Origin of the sequence: Sporosarcina gallistercoris (genome assembly GCF_014836415.1) — a bacterium.
Taxonomy (GTDB): Bacteria; Bacillota; Bacilli; order Bacillales_A; family Planococcaceae; genus Sporosarcina; species Sporosarcina gallistercoris.
In genome coordinates this window covers 1-21,060 of sequence record NZ_JACSQY010000006.1, presented here as the reverse complement: position 1 = coordinate 21,060, position 21,060 = coordinate 1, and the positions used below count along the sequence as shown (strand labels likewise).

Below are 21,060 nucleotides of genomic sequence, written 5' to 3'. Positions count from 1 at the left end.
TCTTTCTTGTTCACTCAGCTCCAGGTCTGCAAGCGCTTCTTTAAGCCTCTTGGACTACTGGTAAGAATGTAGTACGGATATCTTCGTAAACCGTCAGCCAATACTCTGGCTTCGTTGTATACTCAGCATGGATTTTTTCATGCACCATTCGTTGCTTCTCTTCAAAGTCCGGTGCATCTTTTGCCGGTATTTGTTGTTTCAGTTCCATCACATGTTTTTGGATGGTCGCCGCACGGGGTCCCCATTTCGCAGCGACCTCACCGTCTTCACCGAGTAAAAGGTAAACAGGAATCGAGCGGCCGCCATTCGTTAAATGACGATCAATCAGATCCGTGTCTTCATCCCGATACACTGCACGGACATCTAAATCCGCTGCTTCCGCAATGCGGCGCAAAACCGGGTTATTCATCATTGCGTCTCCGCACCAATCCTCTGTAATGACGAGAATTCGTGGCTTCACTTCTTTCAGGCGGGTGATGAATTCATCGTCCTTTGGCACGTCAAACTTTTCATAGATTGAAAAACTGTTGTCCTTCAGCTGCTCCATACGATCCATATACTCTTCCAGTGAAATCGCGCGTTCAAAGTACTCCAATTCAGTAGCCAACGTTCCTCACACTCCTTTTAATGATGTTACGAATCCAACTTGGATTCCATGAAATCAGAAATGCAAAAACATCTTTTCCTAAGTGTACCTCTATCAGCACATGGAAATCAATTCCCTAGCAACGCTCAAGAAAACGCCCTGTGTAGATAGCTTAAGCCAAATCACAGGACGTCTTCGAAGGTGTCTACTTATCGTTTGCTGATTTCATCCAACAAAAGTTTGTTAACGAGAGGCGGGTTAGCCTGCCCTTTCGTTGCTTTCATCACTTGACCGACGAGGAATCCTACAGCGCGGTCTTTTCCGTTCTTATAGTCCTCGATCGATTGTTCGTTCGCATCCAGAATTTCACCGATCACTTTACGCAACGTGCCTTCGTCTGAAATTTGGACAAGTCCTTTTTCTTTCACGATCACAGCAGCGTCGCCGCCGTTTTCAGCGAGCTCTTTGAATACTTTCTTCGCGATTTTCGATGAAATCGTTCCATCAGAAATCAGTTTCACGAGGCTCGCAAGTCCTGCAGGCGTAATTGGTGTTTCTTTCAATTCTTTGCCTTCAGCATTCAAGTATTCTGATACTCCGCCCATAAGCCAGTTCGATGCTAGTTTTGCATCCGCGCCCGCTTTTACGGTTTCATCGAAGAAATCGGACATTTCTTTCGTCAATGTCAGGACGTGTGCATCGTATGCAGGCAAGTCAAGCTCATTTACATAGCGATTTTTACGTGCATCCGGCAATTCAGGGATTTCAGCACGCACGCGCTCGATCCAGTCTTCATCGATCACGATTTCCGGAAGATCCGGGTCGTTGATGAAGCGGTAGTCGTTCGCGCTTCCTTTAACACGCATGAGCACAGTTTGTCCTGTCGCTTCGTCATAACGACGTGTTTGCTGGACGATTTTCTCTCCTGTGAGCAACAATTTCTCTTGGCGCTCGACTTCGTTCGCGATTCCGCGACGTACGAAGTTGAACGAGTTCAAGTTTTTAAGTTCGGTTTTTGTACCGAATTCTTCTTGCCCGTAAGGACGAAGGGAAATGTTAGCATCACAACGAAGTGAGCCTTCTTCCATTCGCACGTCAGATACGCCTGTGTACTGGATAATGGCTTTCAGTTTCTCGAGGAATGCATATGCTTCGTTCGGTGTACGAATATCCGCTTCCGTAACGATTTCGATGAGCGGAGTCCCTTGACGGTTCAAGTCAACGAGAGAATATCCGTTATCAGAGTGCGTCAGTTTCCCTGCGTCTTCTTCCAAATGCACACGCTCAATGCGGATTTTCTTTTTATAGCCATCCACTTCAATTTCAATCCATCCGTTTGCCCCGACTGGACGATCGTCTTGTGAAATTTGATAAGCTTTTGGATTATCCGGATAGAAGTAGTGCTTCCGGTCGAAGTTCATGACACGTGCAACGTCACAGTTCAGTGCCATTGACGCTTTCATCCCGAAGTCGATTGCTTGTTTGTTCATCGTAGGCAATGTGCCTGGATATGCAAGGTCCGTCGGGTGAATGTTCATGTTAGGTGCTGCACCAAAGTGGGCAGGTGCCGGAGAAAAGATTTTCGTATCTGTTTTCAGTTCTACGTGGACTTCAAGTCCGACAATCGTTTCAAAGTTCATAATCAGTTCCCCTCCTGAGCAGGCGGTGTCTGTTTGTGGAATTCTGTCGCTTGCTCGTAAGCATGCGCCACTTTATAGAGCATCGCTTCTTCGAAATGGTTTCCGATGATCTGCAATCCGACGGGAAGGCCGTCTGCAAAACCACATGGCACCGAGATCGCTGGAATACCGGCAAGGTTTACAGGTGTTGTCAATAAGTCATTTGCATACAACGTAAGCGGATCTTTAATCGTTTCGCCAAGTTTGTATGCTTTTGTAGCACTCGTTGGTCCAACGATGACATCGTATTCTTTAAAGACATTTTGGAAGTCTTGGGCAATCAATGTACGTACTTTCTGCGCGCGCTCATACAAGTCCTCGTGATGTCCGGCACTGAGTGCATACGTTCCGTAGAGGACACGTTTACGGACTTCTTCTCCGAATCCTTCAGAACGTGAACGCAAATAGATCTCGTTCAAGCTTTTCGCATCTGCTGGGTGGTAACCGTAGCGGATTCCGTCAAAACGGGCAAGGTTGGATGAAGCTTCTGCCGATGAAATCACGTAGTATGTCGGTGCCCCGTAGCGGGAATAGTGCAAGTCGACTTCATCGACATGCGCTCCGAGAGATTCTAGAACACCGATTGCTTTTTTGACTGCTTCTCGTACTTCCGGGTCGACACCTTCGCCTAAATAGCGTGCAGGAACAGCTATTTTCAAGCCTTTGATATCCCCTGTCAACGACTTACGGAAATCTGGAACTGGCTTCTCAGATGCAGAAGCATCCCGGTAGTCCGCTCCGGCAATTGCGCTAAGCAGCATCGCGTTGTCTTCGACCGTTGTTGTAATCGGTCCGATCTGGTCCAAAGAAGATCCGAATGCAACAAGGCCTGAACGTGATACACGGCCGTACGTCGGTTTCATACCTACGACGCCACAAAATGCAGCTGGCTGACGTACAGATCCACCTGTATCTGAACCTAGCGAGAATAACACTTCTCCAGCAGCAACAGCAGCTGCAGAACCGCCTGAAGATCCGCCTGGTACATGATTCAAATCCCAAGGGTTGCGTGTGATGTGGAATGCAGAGTGCTCCGTAGTTGAACCCATTGCGAACTCGTCCATGTTGAGCTTACCGACAACGACCATTCCATTGTCTTTCACCCGTTCTGTAGCTGTTCCTTCATAGACAGGCACGAAGTTCTCCAACATTTTACTCGCACATGTTGTTTTGATGCCTTTTGTGATGATGTTGTCTTTAATTCCAATCGGCATTCCGAATAGGCTGCCACGTTTGTCATCAGGAAGGTTGTCCAACTGTTCAGCAGCAGCAAGGGCTTCTGGTCCGGTCACAGTTAGGAAGGCCTGAATGGTTTTATCTTTTTCTTCAATGGTTTGCAGTGTAGCTTCAGTTAGTTCTTTAACCGATAGTTCACGACTATGTAAAAGAGACTGAAGTTCAGACGCAGTTTTGTTTACTACCATAAGTCAATTCCTCCTCTATACAGGTCACTCTAGGATGTTCGGTACTTTAATAAGTCCTTCTTCGTGGTCTTCTACACTCTTCAGCATCTCATCACGGTCGAGAATGTCTTCAGGTGTGTCTTCGCGCAACACATTCGTGATTGCTAGCGGATGTGTCATCGGTTCAACATTTGTCGTATCGAGTTCTTTCAGTCGATCCGAAAACTCGAGCAATGTGTCCAAACGAGCCGCGAATTTCTCTGCTTCCGCGTCTGGCATATCAATCCGTGCAAAATTCGCGTAATACTGGATATCCTCTTTAGTAAAATTGGACATAGTCTCTCCTCCTGGCTTTTGTACAATACGATTAATCATAACACCTCAGGCAGATGATGAAAAGTTCCTATTCTCAATATGAGTAGATGTGTACAGTTGGTTCCTTTTCACCCGGCTTTTTCATAATGACTGACTCCGGACCGTTATTCGATGTAATACTCACTTCGACTTCGATGTCCGGATAGTATTTCAACACTAACGATGTCATATACTGCGTCAATGCCACAACTTCGTTTTTACCATAGAACTGGATCGGAACATTGATTTTTAGCGATTTGAAATTGTTATCGCTGTAAAATGCCGTACCGACAATACTCACGAATCCAGGAAAATAATCGTTCACATCCTGCTTCAAACTTTCAAACGTCATATTCACATCGCGATAATTGTCATTGTTCGATGCAGCAGGTAACAAGACAAATTTCTCATTCACTTCTTTCCAACCCGTTGGCGCGTCTTTGCCTTTATCCACTACAGCTGTCGCAAAGTACGTTCCAGGGACTATGGAACTGCGAGGCTGCTGTTTGTATAGACCGATCGTAATCGGAACATCGCCAACGCCATCGATTTTGCGCATGCGTTTGACGATGGTCTCCGCCATTTTCATCCCCTGCTGTTCAATCGTCTTGTCCGGGATTTTCGCTTCAGTCGCATCCCGTTGGTAGAACACGGAGTTCATGGCAAGCCCGATCGAAATACCCGCTAGCCCTACTTTTTTATCGCCCGTTTTCACGTAGTAGTTCTGCTCAACGATATGTGCCAAATAGACAGGCGCTTTCTCGCTAATATCTTGAGGAGACATCTTATCGTTGATAGGCGGGTTCAATCCTTCCTCAAACTTGGAACTTCTCGAAAGCCATTGGACAGCTGTTTTTTCATCGATGAATTGACCTTCTTGGAAGAAGTGGTCTTTTGGATCGAACTTTTTAGCGGATAACCGGAGGAGGCCCTCTTCAACCTCGCCAATATCATACTTGCTATAGATTTGGTTGACGATCAACCCGCGACTTGCACTCTTTTTAAATGGCAGTAACGTACGGTAGTAGTGCTCACTCAGCTGCACTTCCGGAATGAGGACGGTCTCTTGTTCGACCTCTTCATTTTCTTGAACGATTTCTTCTTTCCCCGGTCCAATTGACGGAATACACCCGCCAAGAAACAGGACAGCAGCAACTGCCGGTATTGTGAATAACCTTTTCATCTAGTTGTTTACTCCTTTACTTCCAGCACACCGATGAGTTTTGCTTCGTCCCATACGTCTATGCCGAGCTCTTCCGCTTTCGCAAGCTTGGATCCTGCGTCTTCCCCTGCAATTACAAGATCGGTCTTTTTGCTGACACTCCCACTCACTTCACCGCCGAGTGCTTCGATTTTCTCTTTCGCTTCGCCTCGTGTCAAAATCGAAAGTTTCCCTGTTAAGACGACCTTTTTACCAACAAACGGACCCTCACTTGGAATTTCTTGCAGGGTACGGCCTTTATAGGTCATATTGACACCATAGTCTTTCAACTTCTGAATGACTTCGAGGACGTCCTCATTGGAAAAGTAGGTTTCGATCGCATCCGTTACTTTTTCTCCGATTTCATGGATAGCTAGCAACTGTTCGGGTTCTGCCGCCATGAGTCCGTCTAATGAACCGAATTCACGCGAAAGTAACGTCGCTGCCTTTTCTCCGACATGACGAATGCCAAAACCGAATAGAAGTTTTTCAAGTGAATTCTCTTTTGAAGCAGCAATCGCTGATACGAGATTGGATGCCGATTTCTCTCCCATTCGTTCAAGCTCAAGCAGCTGTTCTTCCGTTAATCCATATAAATCTGAGAAATCCTTGACGAGCTCAGCTGTATACAGCTGATCGACAACCCGTTCGCCAATTCCCTCGATATTCATTGCATTCCGCGAGACAAAGTGAATGAGTGCTTCTTTTAACTGAGCAGGGCATTGAGGATTCACGCACCGTAACGCGACTTCCCCTTCAATGCGCACGAGTTCCGAATCACAGATCGGACAGTTTTCCGGCATGTCGAATGGCACTTCATCCCCCGTCCGCTTTTCAACTAGGGGGGCAATGACTTCAGGAATGATATCGCCTGCTTTCCGAATCGTCACGTAATCCCCGATTCGGATATCCTTTTCGTGGATCAAATCTTCGTTATGAAGCGACGCACGTCCGACTGTTGTCCCAGCTACGCGGACCGGTTCCAAGATCGCAGTCGGTGTGACCGTTCCTGTGCGGCCGACACTCAGTTGGATGTCGAGCAGTTTCGTCACGACCTCTTCTGCAGGAAACTTATAAGCAGTCGCCCAACGCGGACTTTTTGCAGTATAGCCCAGCTGTTCCTGATCTTCGAAACTGTCGACTTTAATGACGATACCGTCAATTTCATAATCGAGTTCGGAACGTTTGTCTCCCCAGCTGTCGACGTATTCAATGACTTCTTCAATCGACTTGCATCTCTTGCGTTCATGGTTCGTCACAAGATCAAGTTTGTCGAGATAGTCAAGTGCTTCCGAGTGTGTTGCTTGACCGTACGCTTCTCCATCTCCTCCGATTCCGTACAGGAAGACGGCAAGATTCCGGCTCCCGGCAATTTTCGGATCGAGTTGACGTAACGAACCTGCCGCAGCATTCCTCGGATTCGCAAATGGCTCTTCACCTGCTTCGTCCCGTGCTTCGTTAAGCCGTACGAATGACTTCTTCGGCATATAGGCTTCGCCGCGCACTTCGATTTTGATCGGCTCGCTCAATTTCAATGGAATGGAGCGGATTGTTTTCAAATTGGCGGTGATGTCTTCTCCGACAGAGCCATCCCCGCGAGTGGACCCTTGGACAAATCTGCCGTTATCATATTTCAACGAGACAGCAAGTCCATCAATTTTAAGTTCACAAATGTAGGAAACCTTATCGCCGACCGCATCTCGGACGCGCCGGTCGAATTCACGGATGTCTTCTTCGTTAAACACATTCGACAAGCTGAGCATCGGGTAGTCGTGCTCGACTTTCGTAAAGCCTTCAAGCACGCTGCCCCCTACTCGCTGCGTTGGAGAATCCGGATAGATCAAATCCGGATTCTCGGCTTCAATCGCAAGCAGTTCCTGCATCAGTTTGTCGTACTCCGCATCTGTAGCCACCGGTTTGTCGAGCACGTAATACGCTCGTCCATATTCGGTGAGCAACGTATTGAGTTCCTCCACGCGCTGTTCGAGCTCGTTGCGATCGTTCACATCGTGTTCCTCCTTTTATACTTTTTCGATTGGAGCAAATTTCGCAAGCAGTCGTTTAATGCCGACTTCGGGGAAGGCGATGTCGAGTTCAACGTCATCCGCAGAGCCTTTGACACTGACGACCGTACCTGTCCCCCACTTTTTGTGCGAAGCTTTGTCTCCTGCTGACCATCCTAGCTTCTCCCCACCTGTCGTTTCGTAGACAGGCTTTTTTACAGCTGGACGTTTTGGTTCGCCTGTGCGGGATCCGCCAATTGAGAAGCCGCCAGAAGCGTTCTCTTGTTCGATCACTTCATCAGAAATCTCGTTGATGAAACGAGATGGATTATTGTAACTGAATTTGCCGTACAGCATCCGGCTCGATGCCGAAGACATGAATAACTTCTGTTCCGCACGCGTAATGGCAACGTATGCAAGGCGACGTTCTTCTTCCATTTCTTCGTCGTTGCCGATGGAACGGGCATGAGGGAAAATATTTTCTTCCATTCCGATGACGAAAACGACTGGAAACTCAAGTCCTTTTGCAGAGTGCATCGTCATCAGGACGATTTTTTCTGTCGATTGGTTCTCTTCTTTGTCGAGAGAGTCGATGTCCGCAATGAGGGCAAGATCTGTCAAAAACGCTACAAGTGATTTGTCGCCTTCATCAGCTTCAGCACGCTTTTCAAATGCTTCTGTAACGGATAAAAACTCATCGATATTCTCGAGTCGGCTTTCCGATTCAATCGTCTTTTCACGTTCAAGCATCGCGCGGTAACCGGTTTTGTCCAACACTTGCTCAGTCAGTTCTTTGACGGATAAAAACTCTTGCATTTGTGTGAATCCCTTGATAAGGTCGCGGAAATTAGCTGACTCCATCGCAGCTTTTTTCGTTAAGCCCATGAAATCGAGCTCTTGCATCGCATCGAAAATGGACCGGTCGTTTTCGATCGCGAATGTCGCCATCCTTTCAAACGATGTTGCGCCAATACTTCGTTTCGGCTCATTGATGATTCGCGCTAAGGCGAGGTCGTCGTCGTTATTCGCGATAAGCCGCAAGTATGCGAGTAAGTCTTTAATCTCTTTACGCTCATAGAACTTCGTACCGCCGACGATTGTATATTCCAGATTCGATTTCACTAAGTATTCCTCAATCATCCGGGACTGAGCATTGGTTCTGTATAACACCGCAAACTGATCGAGAGAGTACCCTTTCTCTTGCTGCAACTCGATGATTTTGCGGACGACGTATTGGGATTCATCTTTCTCGTCAGTCGCTTTATAGACGGTGATGGAATCGCCTTCGTCGTTTTCTGTCCTTAGTCGTTTATCATAACGGCTTTCGTTGTTTTTAATGACGTCGTTCGCTGCTTGTAGGATATTTTGAGTCGAACGGTAGTTTTGTTCAAGCAAGATGACTTCTGCATCTTTGTAGTCCTTTTCAAAAGACAGAATGTTGCCGATATCGGCGCCACGCCATTTGTAGATGGACTGATCGGAATCACCCACGACACATATATTGCGGAATTTCTCCGCCAGTAATTGAACGAGTCTGTATTGTGCATGGTTGGTATCCTGGTATTCATCGACATGGATGTACTGGAACTTGTCCTGATAAAACTCGAGCACGTCTGGAACTTGCTCGAACAGTCTCAAGGTCAGCATGATTAGATCGTCGAAATCGAGTGACTGATTTTTACGCAGTTTTTTCGTATATCCTTCAAAGACGTCTGCGATGACACGGTCGTACGGGTTCGATTCGTTCACGCCAGCCCGATATTCTTTGGCATCGATGCACTCGTTTTTCGCAGAACTGATAATGTTCAGCAGCGTCCGCGGATCATATTGTTTCGGGTCTAGATTCTGTTCTTTTAAGACAGATTTAATGGCAGATAACTGGTCTGAGGAGTCCAAGATGGAGAAGTTTTTGGAAAAGCCGATCCGATCGATATTGCGACGCAAAATCCGCACGCACATCGAGTGGAATGTGGAGACCCACATGCGATCGCCCGATCCCTCGCCTAGTAATCCATCGATTCGATTCCGCATCTCGCGTGCTGCTTTATTTGTAAACGTGATGGCAAGAATTTTTGATGGATAGACGTTTTTCTCAATGACCAAGTACGCAATCCGATGTGTGAGCACACGTGTTTTACCGGATCCCGCACCTGCCATGATGAGCAAAGGACCTTCTGTTTTCTTAACGGCTTTCGCCTGTTCAGGGTTCATGCCCTTCAGTAAATCTTGTGCGAGTTCTTTCATAATCTATAACCGCCTTTTAGGAACGTTTGTTCTTCAGTATACACGAAATCACTTCGGACAGGTAACCGCTTTTACCGCATCCACTGTATCGAGTGCTTTCTTCAAATTATCATAGATGACGTTGCCGATTATAACCGTATGGGCAATTGCCGCCATTTCAGCTGCTTGTTCTGCAGTACGGATACCTCCGCCATAGACGAGCCGGGTTTCATCCAATACAGAAGCTGCTGCACTGACGATTTTCGGGTCCCCGTACGTTCCGCTATATTCCAAGTAAAAAATCGGCAGTTTGAACAAATGCTCTGCCATGCGAGCGTATCCGACGACATCGTCCTTCGTGGGAACTTCCGTTGCCCCTGTCAGCTGGGCTGCTTTACATTCCGGATTCATAATACAGTAACCTTCTGTTGCAACTTCTTCCCACTTCATCATATGGCCGAATTCTTTCAACGCCTCCAAATGGATCCCGTTCATCCACTTCACGTCTTTCGCATTCAGAACGGTCGGGATGAAGTAATAGTCAAACCCGAATGTGACGGCCTCTACGTCCGATACTTCGAGAGCGAGTGGTACGGCGTAGCGTCTCAAACGGGCAAGTAAATCGAGTACGCCTTCAAGCGTGATATTGTCGGTCCCCCCGATAATGATCCCATCGGTTCCAGACTCTGCGAGTTGTTCGAGCGCCTCGTCTGAAATTTCTTTTGCGGGATCCAATTTAAAGGCATGACGCCAAGTTCGAACATCCATTTTCAGTCACCTGCTTTTTCGTAATTACGTTCCTTACAGTATAGCAAAAAATACGTCCTGATTCTCGTTGACGCTCGAAGAAATGAAAAAACCGGACAGCCTATAGCTGTTACCGGTTTTAACGTGTGTTTTCTTCAGTTGACGACTCTTGCTTTTCGTTCAATCGATCGACAATCAAGTTGTAGCCGCCTGTTCCGTAATCGACGCATCTGCGAATTCTAGAGATGGTTGCAGTACTTGCACCGGTTTCACTTTGGATTTTGTCATACGTATGCTTCTTTTTCAGCATAACCGCTACGTCAAGACGCTGAGCAAGGGATTGCACTTCTCCGATTGTGCACAAATCATCGAAGAACGCATAGCATTCATCCAAATCGTTCAATTCCAGTATTGCGCGGAACAACTGATCAGTCTGTTCGCCTTTTATTTTTTCCAGCATAGGAAACTGCCTCCGTCCTTAAGGGGTATAGGTCGTCGTGGTGCCAATCGCTTGTTCATGAACGATATGGACCCACGTCTGACCAGGTACTAATTTTGCAGGTACCCCATCCTGTACAGGTGTAATCACCCCATCGATCTGTTTCCACTCGAGTGGAAGTGCGACGCCATTTTGAAACAGGATTGCTGAACCGCCATTCGTCAGATCCAGCGATTGGCGCCCTTCTGCATCGATGGTAGCGTATGGGGCTTCCATGACTAGTATATTTGCAGGTGTCACCTTTTTATCTGCTGCTTTGTCTGTTGTAATAATTCCATTAACCGAACGCTCATACGTTTTACTTTCCTTGTCGAACGTATACGTACTCATGAAATTGGGGTCTGGGTGACCGACCACGATCGTCGATGCTATCTCTCCTAGTTTAGCACTATCCGCGTCCGGATGGAACGAAAGCGATGGAATTTCCCGGATTTCATCGTCAATCGACAGATCCTCCATAGCTTCCTCGATATGCTCTTTTGAAATGTAGGAGTTGTGGGGGGCTTTCCGTTCCTTTGAGCGGACAAAATACGTGCCGTCGTACTGCATACCATTGATGTTGTCCACCACTCCGGCGTTCAATAATGCATGCGCATCGGGACTGTATCCATGCGCGATGTAGAACGCATCAAGCCCTTCTGCAATTTCGACGAAGTAATCACGGGCGCTGCGGATTGGCCCGATTTCATCAGGCAGTTGGCTTTGGTAAAGCGCCAGCAGCCGGGTGATATTGCCTTCTGCGAACACTTCATATACGACGTCTGCCTGACTTAACCCGGATTGTGGGCGGGCAAGCGGGTGATTATTGACGGTCGCAAGAATCGGGCGATGGTCTGCTGATTCCACTGCCGTTCCCGAAAATGGAGCCATCGTTTCGCTCGGTTGTGCGACGGTCTCCACAGTTTCTCCTGCTTCGACCTCTGGCTCTGACAATTCCTCTTTATCCTTTGAACAGCCTACGAGCAAGATCTGTCCAGCGAGTACTGCCGTAAAAAGTACTTTCGATACGTTCATAGCGGCTCTCCTATCGTTCTGTTTTTGAAATCAAAACCTGATTTTTCATCACATCTGCAACACCAAGCTGGGTTACCCGTACATAGGGCAAATGGGTGGATTGGAGAAAGAGCAAGCTGTAGATGGCATCCCCTTTGTCGTATCCTCTCTCGCGCAAGGCATTTTTAAAACAGCGTTCCAGTTCGCTCAGCTGCTCTATAGGCTCATCCGAAAGACTTCCTCCTATAGAGAGTGGCAATTCAGAGATCACTTCACCATTTTCAGCAAGTACGATTCCTCCGCCTAGTTTTTTCAGATGGCGGAACGCGCGGAGCATCTCGTTTTTGTCTTTGCCGATCAAAATGATGTCACCCGTGTTGGAATACGAAGAAGCAAGACCTTGCACGGAGCGTGCGAACCCTTTGATGACTGTATTCACCCGCCACTTTCCATTCCGATCAATAAGGGCAAGGAAAGATTCATGGTGATCTCCTTCTAACCGCTCAGCAGTTAGATCTACAGTTGTCTCGTAAGGCTTCGTGATGACGTCATTCAGCATGTCGATGCCGATGGATTCGGTTGCTGTTACATCTACTAAGGTGAGATCGAAGTCAGGTGCAAACTCCGGGAACACTGACCAATCCGCTTTGTTGAATTCGGTGCATGCTTGTCCATCGCGTTTCAGCCAGATGCCTTTTGACAACACGTCCGTCGGTTCCGGTTCTTTCATGTCCGATAAAAAATTCAGTGTTGCAAAACGTCCCGGTGCTATAACACTATGTAATTCATCGATGTCATAGTACCTCGCTATGTTATAAGACGCCATTTGGTACGCATCGATCGGGTCGACACCAGCTTCCAGTGCAATCCGGATGCATTTATCCATCACACCGTCTTCGTGAAACAGTGGCGGTGAACCGTCTGTCGTCATCATGAGATGATCGAATACGTCGAGTTCCTTTTCAAGAATGCCCTCGAGCAACGGTTTCAAGTCCGGACGTATGGACGATTCGCGGAGTGTCACTGCGTATCCTTGCAGCAAGCGTGCTTCTACTTCATCCGCCGTCATCGACTCATGGTCTCCGTTCACACCGAGAAGGCGCATGCGAGCCAGTGTACGTTCAGAAGCACCCGGGAAGTGTCCTTCGACTTTTTTTCCAAGCTGTTTCGCTTTTTCAAGCGATGCGGTCATGACAGGGTCGCCTTTTAACAAACGGGGCCATCCTGTCAGTTCTCCACCCATGAGTACGTCATCGCGCTTCAGCCATTCAGCCACTTTTTCAGGGGCAAAGACTTCCGCTTCGTTTTGCAAATTCGTCTGAGAATCCATGCGTGCCCACCAGTAGAAGGTAAACGGCAGTTCTTTCAATTGGTCGAGTAACGTGAATGCTTGTTTTTGGTCAATCGACATCAGCAGCATTAAGTTATCTGCTAAAAACGTCGTCGTTCCGTGTTGAGCTGCGAATTGTGCGAACGTTTCCGGGTTATACAACTGAAATGGGTGGACGTGAGGTTCTATGTATCCTGGGACAATCCATTTACCTGTCGCGTCGATCTGTTCAGCACCTTCTGTCAATACTGGCATGCGCTCTCCTGTATAGAGAATGCGACCGTGTTTGATCCAGATCGTACCGGTTTTCCATTGCTTTAAGACGGAATGTAAGTAAGTTGCATTCGTTATGATTAAATCCGGTGCTTCCTTTCCGTCAATGACGGCAAGTTGCGAAGCGATTTCTTCTGCGTTCCACATTGAGATCGTCTCCCTTATCATCGTTTGCTACATGTATCCTACCATAGCTTGGAAATTGTGAATAGATGGTGAATGGAGGAACTGCAGGTGTTGGTAGCGAAAACTTAGTGCAGAGAACTTTTAGGAGGATGATTTCATTGACTGAACGACTAACATTCGATGCGGATACTGCAACTGAATACGATAGAGGGATCCGCCGGACACTGCCGACTTATGATGGGCTCGTCCGACTTGCAAATACGGCCCTTCGGATGCATGCGGAGGACAACGCTGAGGTTCTCGTGATCGGTGCAGGTGGTGGCAATGAATTACTGGAGTTCGCGGAGCACAATCCATCGTGGAAGTTCACTGCGGCAGATCCTTCTGAACCGATGCTACAGGAAGCACGTTCGAAAGTTGAAAGCCGATTTGGTCAGGAGCGTGCGGAGTTTGTCTCAGGGAGTGCAGGGGATGTTCAGATGGAGCACTTATATGATGCTGCATCGTGTCTTCTAGTGTTGCATTTTATTGATAGCATCGAGGAGAAATTGACAGTGCTTCAGGAGATCCGGAAGCGGCTGAAGCCGGGTGCACCCTTTGTGATCGCCTCCATGGCGGGAGATCGCAACGATCCGTCATTCGATGAATTGTTCGGGCTGTGGCGCCAAAGCTGGATCGACCGATCTTCGTTGTCCGAGCTGCAAGTGTTGGAAATGGAGAAAACAGTGCGCGCGTTGTCATTTGTTCCTTCTGAGGACATTGTAAGTTTGTTGCGCGATGCTGGATTTGGACGCATCACTCAATTTTTCCAGACGACGTTTTTTAACGCGTGGATGTGCGTAGCGGAATAAGTGGCGGCTTGAGTGGTTATGATCATTTTTCTTGGTTTATGAGCGCTTTTCTCGATATATGAGCATTTTCCTTGGTTTATGAGCGCTTTCCTTGATTTATGATCATTTTCCTTGGTTTATGAGCGCTTTCCTTGATTTATGATCATTTTCCTCGGTTTATGAGCGCTTTCCTTGATTTATAATCATTTTCCTCGGTTTATGAGCGCTTTCCTTGTGGTTATGATCATTTCCCTTGGTTTATGAGCGCTTTCCCCATGGTTATGATCTCTTTCCTCGGTTTATGAGCGCCTTTCACTCAACCTCATTCATTCAGAATAAAATCACTCCTTTTCGGTTAGGCTGAGTACACTATATGCCTAACCGTAAAGGAGTGAACTGGGATGACAGAAAGCAAAAAACAAGAGATGCCGCTATTCATGAAATCCATATCTGATTCACTGCCTTCTTCTTTCGACGTTTTACACGTTCCCCTTTCACTCGATGACGCCCACGCCCATCTTCTTTATATGAAAACCGTTGTGGATGGCGCCGCCCTGCAGCAAACCATCATCAAACCCTTTTTTGAGCTGGATAATGAACAGAAATTTGCTGCTTACATACAAGGTCTGCCGAATCGGTTGGACCCGCCCCAGCCTGACGAACTTCTCACTATGCTCACTTCCGGCTTTGTACTCGTCTATGCAGAGTCCACCTATAGTGTGCTTGAGTTCAGGAAGTTGGGAAACACATTGCAAAGTATGACGATTTCAGAAACAACGATACACGGCCCGCAACTCGCCCTTAGTGAAGATCTTGAAACCAATGTTAGTATCGTCAGGCAGCATTATCATCAACCGAATCTATACGTTGAAACCCAGCAATTGACCGACAAAAGCAGAATGTCGATTGCACTTCTTTACGATGAAAAAGAAGTGGACGTTGACGTGCTTCGTCGAGTGAAAGAAAAGCTGGATGCTTTAGACGAACCTCTCCTCCAATCCGCCGGTGAACTCGCTGTTCGCCTAACAAGCAGGCGTTTCACACTGTTTCCAACCTCGATTCTTACAGAACGGCCTGATCGGATTGTCTATAACTTAACAGGAGGAAAAATCGTCTTGCTCGTTGATAATTCTCCTTATGCCATTATCTTACCCGTTATCTTCTTCGACTTCATGGTCTCGATGGAAGAGAACTACCACACCTATATCATCTCACTGTACAATACATTACTCGGTTGGTTCGGTCTGCTAAATTGTTTATTATTACCGAGTTTGTATGTTGCATTCACGGCATATTCACCTGAAGTATTGAGCCCTGAACTAACGCTGACCATTGCAGGCAGCCGAATCGGGGTTCCTTATCCTTCCTTTATAGAAGTCATTATCATGCTTTTGTTTGTGGAATTGCTGACAGAGGCCAGCGTACGGCTTCCTAGATCTATCAACGCAGCAGCTACTACAGTAGGTGGGTTGATCTTAGGAACCGCTGCAACGGAAGCCTCTCTCGCCTCCAATGTCTTGATTATGGTCATTGCGATTGTGGCCATTTCTACATTTGTTATTCCGATGAACGAACTTGGTTTCGCGGTAAGAATCGGACGTTTGTTCCTGATTCTATTTACGTCACTATTTGGATTAATCGGCCTGATATCCGGAACGCTTTTACTCATCATCCACCTCACAAACCTGGACAGTTTCGGCGAACCGTATTTACGAATCGGATGGCGCAGCAAGCGGAGTGAAAAGATGGTGAATAGCGAGTGAGCCGTTTTTTATATTACTTGATATTTACCAATATGATGGCGATTATCACGACCCCTATCCCCCGTATATTATTGGTGCAATCCGCAGATGGCGCTATTGGTTCTATGTTAATTGGTACGGCAGCTGGCATGCTGTTTACGTATATCACTATCAAGTTTTTCATCCAATTTCCAGGAATGGACTTTATCGACTTGCTGCAGGCATATACGTCCTCTAGCGTTCGCATATCTGTAACCATATATTTCGCAATCCTTTGGTATATTGCTGGGCTGATTACTCTTATCATGACTGTCTTTTTACTCATCACTTTTCTGACACCGGAAATGTCCATCTATACGATCACTTTATCCATAGTGGTTACTGTGTTTTTTGGCGTATTGCTGAAATCCAAGAGTGTTCTCTTTACATTGGAAATTGTTTTTATTCTTATGATTCCTGTAGGAGTTCTCATGTTCTTCAAGCTCTATTCTGCTAGCGAGGTGGACTGGGACCAAGCCCGTTTAGCGCTCATGCATATAAATCAAATGCCTAAATACAGCTCGATTGCTGCTACCTTTTTTATGTTCCTAGGCTGCAGCAACCTCATCGTCTTTAACCGTTATTTTAAGGAAAAACAGAAACTCTCGAGTCTCTCGCTGGCTGCTATCGGTATATTCGGGGTATTCATGCTGGTTACTTCCTATTTCATACCCATTGGTCTTTCCGGATTCGACCAAATCGATCAGCTTATCTTTCCTTGGACTTCTTCTGCAGATGCCGTTCGCATGAAATTCGGAATTATCGAACGCGTCGTTTTCATTTTCATGTTTCTTTTTGTGACGCTCGCCTTTGTCAGCATCATCATTCACTGGCATGTCTCTTATAAACTGATACTAAGCGTTTTCCGATTGAAGGCACTACAAGTCAAACAGCAGAACTTCACGCCTTTTCTTGTTGTCCTTGTTTTTGCCTCACTTGGCTTGTGGCTAACGGCACTTCTCTCACAATATGATCTCTATCACTATACGAGATATTACTACTACGCAATGCCACTATTTTTAGCCGTGTTCTTCCTCACTATGATGGCTATTAAGAAAGGGGCTTCCAAATGAGTAGAAGATGGACGAAAGTCATCATTCTTTCCATTCTTTTAATTGCTCTTATTTCCTCTATTTCAGGATGTGCGTACAAAGGGGTGGACAAGCGCTCTTTTGTGGTCGGAATCGGGGTCGACCCTGCCGAGGAGACAGACAAAAAGTTTAAAGTAACGATTAAACTTGCAAAGCCCATTGCCTCTTTAAAATCTTCAACAGCAAATGAATATACTTTTTTAGAACATGAGAGTGATTCAGTTGCGGAAGCCATCCGTTTTCTCGAGACACAAGAAGATAAAGTGATGGATTTCAGCCAAACAAAAATCCTCGCATTGAATGAGGACTTGCTGTCAGGAGATTTGTTTCCTTTAATGGATTACTTCGTCCGACGCGGTGACCTACAACTCATATTATATGTACTAATGGCAAAACCGACTGCTGAAGATGTGCTTAAAGTTCAACCTCCTCTTGAAGCAGCAGGTGAAAATGCGCTCTATAATTTCTTTGACAAAACAGGTACGGAAAGTCCGTTCGTCACAACGACCTTTTTGTTCGAATTTCGTCGTGAATACGATACGAAAGGACAGAGTTCCGTGCTTCCTATCGTGGAAGCAAACGACTCAGGTACCCAGTTAACAATTAACCACTCCATTGTTCTAAAAAATAAGGTCGAACCTGTCATATTAACACCAACACAAACAAAATTGAATAATACACTTGTTGTTGGTGCCTCCGGATACGGCTATCGAATTGAAAATGCCGGCTACAAATTCATGCTCACATTGGACCGTGTGAAAATGAAAGTGAAAATGCACGTAAAAAACGGACAGAAGCCTCGAGCAGAAGTCAACATAAAAGCAATCGGAGCGATTAGCGAATCCAACAAAATATTAAAACTGGAAGAGCTCGATCATTATAGCAAAATATCCGGGGAACAGTTTGAAGAACAAGTAAAGGACTTATTTGTCCATCTCCAGGAGAAGAATGTTGATCCATTCGGATTCGGTTTGAAATACCGGTCGTCACGATTAAATACTAAAGATACGCTGGACAAGTGGAAAGCCATTTATCCGGAACTCGAATTCGACGTGAAAGTGAATATGCAGCTGAAAGCAGTTGGCGCAATGAATTAAAAAAAGGTTTCGGCTACTATGCCGAAACCTTTTTCATCGTTTATCTAGTATTATGCTAAACCGATTCTTTCAAAAATCAGATCAATTTTTTGTAGGTGATAATTGTAATCAAAACACTCATCAATCTCTGCTTCATTCAAATGACTAGTAATCGTTGAGTTTTCTTTGACCAATTCTTTAAACGAACGTTGCTCGTCCCATGACGTTGCTGTTAACGGCTGAACTGTATCGTATGCTGCTTCACGGGACATTCCTTTATCGATCAATGACAACAACACTCGTTGAGAGTAAATCAAGCCATGCGTGCGGTCCATATTGCGCTTCATATTTTCCGGATAGACCGTCAAGTTTTTCACGATATTACCAAAACGATTCAACATGTAATTGAGCGCTATCGTTGCATCCGGCAGAATTACACGCTCTGCAGATGAATGGGAAATATCCCGTTCATGCCATAATGGCACATTCTCATACGCTGTGAGCATGTAACCTCGAATCAGACGTGAAAGACCCGCCATATTTTCAGAACCGATAGGATTGCGTTTGTGTGGCATTGCAGAAGAACCTTTTTGTCCTTTTGCAAAGAATTCTTCCACTTCCCGTGTTTCAGACTTCTGGAGTCCGCGAATCTCCACCGCAAACTTTTCAATGGATGTCGCAACCAACGCCAAAGTCGATAAGTATTGCGCATGACGATCCCGTTGCAAAGTTTGTGTAGAAACAGGTGCTGGGGTCAGACCTAACTTCTCGCATACATACTGCTCCACAAACGGGTCAACATTCGCATAGGTGCCTACTGCGCCAGAAATTTTACCTGCTTGTACAGATGCAGCCGCTGCGTCAAACCGCTCTAAGTTACGTTTCATCTCTTCATGCCACAAAGCCAGCTTGAGACCGAATGTAGTCGGCTCTGCATGTACACCATGCGTACGTCCCATCATAACCGTGTATTTGTGAGCCTTCGCCTTTTCAGAAAGAATGTCGATGAATCTCACGATATCAGCTCGTAAAATTTTGTTGGCTTGAAGCAGTAAATACGAAAGCGCAGTATCTACAACATCGGTTGAAGTAAGTCCGTAATGGACCCACTTGCGTTCTTCCCCGAGTGTTTCTGAAACAGCCCGTGTGAAAGCGACAACGTCATGCCGGGTTTCTTCTTCAATTTCAAGAATCCGGTCAACAGAAAATCCAGCATTTTGACGAATTTTCTCAACGTCTTCTTTCGGAACATCTCCAAGCTCAGCCCATGCTTCGCTCGCTAATATCTCAACTTCCAACCACGCGTTGTATTTATTTTCATCTGTCCAAATCGCTCCCATTTCAGGGCGTGTATACCGTTCAATCATCGTCTAGTTCCTCCTTGGCGTCCTTGACTCGATCATTCACTATCTGCTAGCACACCTTTCAACTGGATCATCTGGCGAATCGGCACGTATTGGCCATCCCGTTCTTCGAACAACGGTTCTTCCCGACGTCCAGCAGGTATGTACCCTTCTGCTTTCATGCGATCTATGCAATCCGAAATTGTCTCATGTTCTTCAACTTGAAACCATACTGTTTTTCGTTGTTTCACTTAAATAACTTCCCTTTTTTAACCGTCTTGACCCAAAATCCTCCTCGAATTGTTTTAGGTTCGTAGGAGATGATGAATGCTTTGGGATCCAGCTCAGCAATCGTCGTGTATAGCTTCAGCTCATATTTACGAGGGGTTAAGATCTGCATGGCAGAACGATTTCCTTCTAACCCATGAGCAGACCAATCTGTTACGCCATAACCTTTCGCACGTAACGTCGAAGCCAATTCCCTATTCAGCTCATCTGTAATAACATTGACGGTGATATAACCAAGTGCCATTTTCTCTTCAATTTTTGTACCTACAACTACGCCTGAGCCAAAGCCGAGCGCATAAGCAACTAAATTTTGAATTTGATCCAGACTATCCAATACTAACCCTAAGCCTACTACATAGATAACCACTTCGAACATACTAACGAGGGCTGCAAAGTAGCGATATCCTTTTAGAGTTAAAATCATACGAATCGTGGAAAATGTTACATAAACGATATTAATCACAAATATGATTAAAACCATTACCCAAGGATTCATGTGGCACCCCTCCATTCTACAAGATACATGGTACATGGGATTCGCTATGATTACAAGTGAATTCCATACACTTTGTCTCTAACTGAATCACTGGTAGATTATATGAAGCGTTAATTATCCCATTCTATGAATAGCTCAGAAAACCACAATGGTGTGGATTAATCTTGTAAAATGCTCCGAACTGTTGAAATGTATTTATAAAACTTTAATTGCGCTCATAATCCCTTGAAATTGATTGTAATATTCGCATGGCGCTCTTCCTCAGAAGAAGTCGGTGATTTTATGAGCACTTTTGAAGGTTTATGAGCGGGTTTTCTGATTTATGAGCGCTTTTCTAGTTTTATGAGCGTTTTTTCTGCTTTATGATCAGTTTTCTACGGTTATGAGCGGGTTTGCACATTTATGAGCACATTTATGTTTTTATGAGCGGATGCCCAGGTTTATGAGCACTGTACTAGGCGTGAAGTAGATAAACGGATGCTTCTTGCTATGGGAGAGACTTTTGTTGCCACATGCCTCACAGTCAACCCTGCGATTAGTTAAAAAACACTTTTCATCCTATCAACTGTTCAAAATAAACGGGCGGGACTTTCTCCATTAATACGTCAAACAAAAAAGCGAGCCAAGGAATAAAATCCTTGACTCGCTTTTTAAATTGCCCGGCAACGTCCTACTCTCACAGGGGGAAGCCCCCTACTACCATCGGCGCTGAAGAACTTAACTTCCGTGTTCGGTATG

Annotated in this window: 18 protein-coding genes and 1 rRNA gene; 4 read left to right on the top strand and 15 right to left on the bottom strand. The window is 45.9% G+C overall.

Annotated features, from left to right (window positions below; translation table 11 throughout):
* Positions 1-40: 40 nt before the first annotated feature.
* The 11 genes from H9659_RS09075 to H9659_RS09025 form a co-directional block, all read right to left on the bottom strand.
* Positions 41-607 (bottom strand): thioredoxin family protein, encoded by a 567-nt coding sequence (locus H9659_RS09075; RefSeq protein WP_191689685.1) that lies wholly within the window; start codon positions 605-607, stop codon positions 41-43.
* Between the two features lie 188 nt (positions 608-795).
* Positions 796-2,226: an Asp-tRNA(Asn)/Glu-tRNA(Gln) amidotransferase subunit GatB gene (gatB, locus tag H9659_RS09070; protein WP_191689683.1), complete on the bottom strand. Its 1,431-nt coding sequence runs from the start codon at positions 2,224-2,226 to the stop codon at positions 796-798.
* A 2-nt stretch (positions 2,227-2,228) separates the two neighbouring features.
* Complete coding sequence (gene gatA, locus H9659_RS09065; RefSeq protein WP_191689681.1) at positions 2,229-3,689, bottom strand: Asp-tRNA(Asn)/Glu-tRNA(Gln) amidotransferase subunit GatA; 1,461 nt, start codon at positions 3,687-3,689, stop codon at positions 2,229-2,231.
* 24 nt (positions 3,690-3,713) lie between these two features.
* The gene (gene gatC, locus H9659_RS09060) at positions 3,714-4,004 is read right to left on the bottom strand and encodes an Asp-tRNA(Asn)/Glu-tRNA(Gln) amidotransferase subunit GatC (protein WP_191689679.1); all 291 of its coding nucleotides are present in this window, start codon (positions 4,002-4,004) and stop codon (positions 3,714-3,716) included.
* Between the two features lie 73 nt (positions 4,005-4,077).
* Positions 4,078-5,205, bottom strand: coding sequence for a CamS family sex pheromone protein (locus H9659_RS09055; RefSeq protein ID WP_191689678.1), 1,128 nt, complete (start codon positions 5,203-5,205; stop codon positions 4,078-4,080).
* A gap of 8 nt (positions 5,206-5,213) precedes the next feature.
* Positions 5,214-7,229, bottom strand: coding sequence for an NAD-dependent DNA ligase LigA (gene ligA, locus H9659_RS09050; RefSeq protein WP_191689676.1), 2,016 nt, complete (start codon positions 7,227-7,229; stop codon positions 5,214-5,216).
* A gap of 15 nt (positions 7,230-7,244) precedes the next feature.
* The gene (gene pcrA, locus H9659_RS09045) at positions 7,245-9,470 is read right to left on the bottom strand and encodes a DNA helicase PcrA (RefSeq protein ID WP_191689674.1); all 2,226 of its coding nucleotides are present in this window, start codon (positions 9,468-9,470) and stop codon (positions 7,245-7,247) included.
* A gap of 48 nt (positions 9,471-9,518) precedes the next feature.
* The gene (locus H9659_RS09040) at positions 9,519-10,217 is read right to left on the bottom strand and encodes a heptaprenylglyceryl phosphate synthase (protein ID WP_191689672.1); all 699 of its coding nucleotides are present in this window, start codon (positions 10,215-10,217) and stop codon (positions 9,519-9,521) included.
* Positions 10,218-10,335: 118 nt separating this feature from the next.
* The gene (locus H9659_RS09035) at positions 10,336-10,656 is read right to left on the bottom strand and encodes a YerC/YecD family TrpR-related protein (RefSeq protein WP_191689670.1); all 321 of its coding nucleotides are present in this window, start codon (positions 10,654-10,656) and stop codon (positions 10,336-10,338) included.
* 18 nt (positions 10,657-10,674) lie between these two features.
* Positions 10,675-11,709 (bottom strand): DUF3048 domain-containing protein, encoded by a 1,035-nt coding sequence (locus H9659_RS09030; protein WP_191689668.1) that lies wholly within the window; start codon positions 11,707-11,709, stop codon positions 10,675-10,677.
* Positions 11,710-11,719: 10 nt separating this feature from the next.
* Positions 11,720-13,438 (bottom strand): adenine deaminase C-terminal domain-containing protein, encoded by a 1,719-nt coding sequence (locus H9659_RS09025; RefSeq protein ID WP_191689666.1) that lies wholly within the window; start codon positions 13,436-13,438, stop codon positions 11,720-11,722.
* A gap of 137 nt (positions 13,439-13,575) precedes the next feature.
* Here H9659_RS09025 and H9659_RS09020 point away from each other — a divergent pair, with 137 nt between their 5' ends.
* The 4 genes from H9659_RS09020 to H9659_RS09005 all read left to right on the top strand — a co-directional run bounded on the left by H9659_RS09020 (position 13,576) and on the right by H9659_RS09005 (position 18,216).
* Positions 13,576-14,268, top strand: a complete 693-nt coding sequence (locus H9659_RS09020) for a class I SAM-dependent methyltransferase (RefSeq protein ID WP_191689664.1) — start codon at positions 13,576-13,578, stop codon at positions 14,266-14,268.
* Between the two features lie 380 nt (positions 14,269-14,648).
* Entirely contained in the window at positions 14,649-16,010 is a 1,362-nt protein-coding gene (locus H9659_RS09015; protein ID WP_191689662.1) for a spore germination protein, read from the top strand.
* Positions 16,007-17,101, top strand: a complete 1,095-nt coding sequence (locus H9659_RS09010) for a GerAB/ArcD/ProY family transporter (protein ID WP_191689660.1) — start codon at positions 16,007-16,009, stop codon at positions 17,099-17,101. Before H9659_RS09015 ends, H9659_RS09010 begins: the two co-directional genes overlap by 4 nt.
* A complete protein-coding gene (locus tag H9659_RS09005; RefSeq protein ID WP_191689658.1) occupies positions 17,098-18,216 on the top strand; it encodes a Ger(x)C family spore germination protein in 1,119 nt (372 codons plus the stop codon). The genes H9659_RS09010 and H9659_RS09005 overlap by 4 nt, the downstream gene beginning before the upstream one ends.
* Before the next feature lie 50 nt (positions 18,217-18,266).
* Here the strand turns inward: H9659_RS09005 and purB are convergent, their stop codons facing one another.
* The 4 genes from purB to rrf all read right to left on the bottom strand — a co-directional run.
* Positions 18,267-19,562 carry an adenylosuccinate lyase gene (gene purB, locus H9659_RS09000; RefSeq protein ID WP_191689655.1) on the bottom strand — a complete coding sequence of 432 codons (1,296 nt, stop codon included), beginning with the start codon at positions 19,560-19,562 and terminating at the stop codon, positions 18,267-18,269.
* 32 nt (positions 19,563-19,594) lie between these two features.
* Positions 19,595-19,789: an NETI motif-containing protein gene (locus tag H9659_RS08995; protein ID WP_191689653.1), complete on the bottom strand. Its 195-nt coding sequence runs from the start codon at positions 19,787-19,789 to the stop codon at positions 19,595-19,597.
* Positions 19,786-20,322 (bottom strand): DUF2179 domain-containing protein, encoded by a 537-nt coding sequence (locus tag H9659_RS08990; RefSeq protein ID WP_225217756.1) that lies wholly within the window; start codon positions 20,320-20,322, stop codon positions 19,786-19,788. Before H9659_RS08990 ends, H9659_RS08995 begins: the two co-directional genes overlap by 4 nt.
* 657 nt (positions 20,323-20,979) lie before the next feature.
* Positions 20,980-21,060, bottom strand: a 5S ribosomal RNA gene (gene rrf / locus H9659_RS15745); the annotation flags it as partial.

Excerpts from the sequence above, each read along its gene's own strand:
- H9659_RS09035 (WP_191689670.1), bottom strand. The coding sequence starts at position 10,656 with ATGCTGGAAAAAATAAAAGGCGAACAGACTGATCAGTTGTTCCGCGCA.
- gatA (WP_191689681.1), bottom strand. The coding sequence starts at position 3,689 with ATGGTAGTAAACAAAACTGCGTCTGAACTTCAGTCTCTTTTACATAGT.
- purB (WP_191689655.1), bottom strand. The coding sequence starts at position 19,562 with ATGATTGAACGGTATACACGCCCTGAAATGGGAGCGATTTGGACAGAT.
- gatB (WP_191689683.1), bottom strand. The coding sequence starts at position 2,226 with ATGAACTTTGAAACGATTGTCGGACTTGAAGTCCACGTAGAACTGAAA.
- gatC (WP_191689679.1), bottom strand. The coding sequence starts at position 4,004 with ATGTCCAATTTTACTAAAGAGGATATCCAGTATTACGCGAATTTTGCA.
- H9659_RS09055 (WP_191689678.1), bottom strand. The coding sequence starts at position 5,205 with ATGAAAAGGTTATTCACAATACCGGCAGTTGCTGCTGTCCTGTTTCTT.
- pcrA (WP_191689674.1), bottom strand. The coding sequence starts at position 9,470 with ATGAAAGAACTCGCACAAGATTTACTGAAGGGCATGAACCCTGAACAG.
- H9659_RS09025 (WP_191689666.1), bottom strand. The coding sequence starts at position 13,438 with ATGTGGAACGCAGAAGAAATCGCTTCGCAACTTGCCGTCATTGACGGA.
- H9659_RS09015 (WP_191689662.1), top strand. The coding sequence starts at position 14,649 with ATGACAGAAAGCAAAAAACAAGAGATGCCGCTATTCATGAAATCCATA.
- H9659_RS08990 (WP_225217756.1), bottom strand. The coding sequence starts at position 20,322 with ATGAATCCTTGGGTAATGGTTTTAATCATATTTGTGATTAATATCGTT.
- H9659_RS09030 (WP_191689668.1), bottom strand. The coding sequence starts at position 11,709 with ATGAACGTATCGAAAGTACTTTTTACGGCAGTACTCGCTGGACAGATC.
- H9659_RS09040 (WP_191689672.1), bottom strand. The coding sequence starts at position 10,217 with ATGGATGTTCGAACTTGGCGTCATGCCTTTAAATTGGATCCCGCAAAA.
- H9659_RS09005 (WP_191689658.1), top strand. The coding sequence starts at position 17,098 with ATGAGTAGAAGATGGACGAAAGTCATCATTCTTTCCATTCTTTTAATT.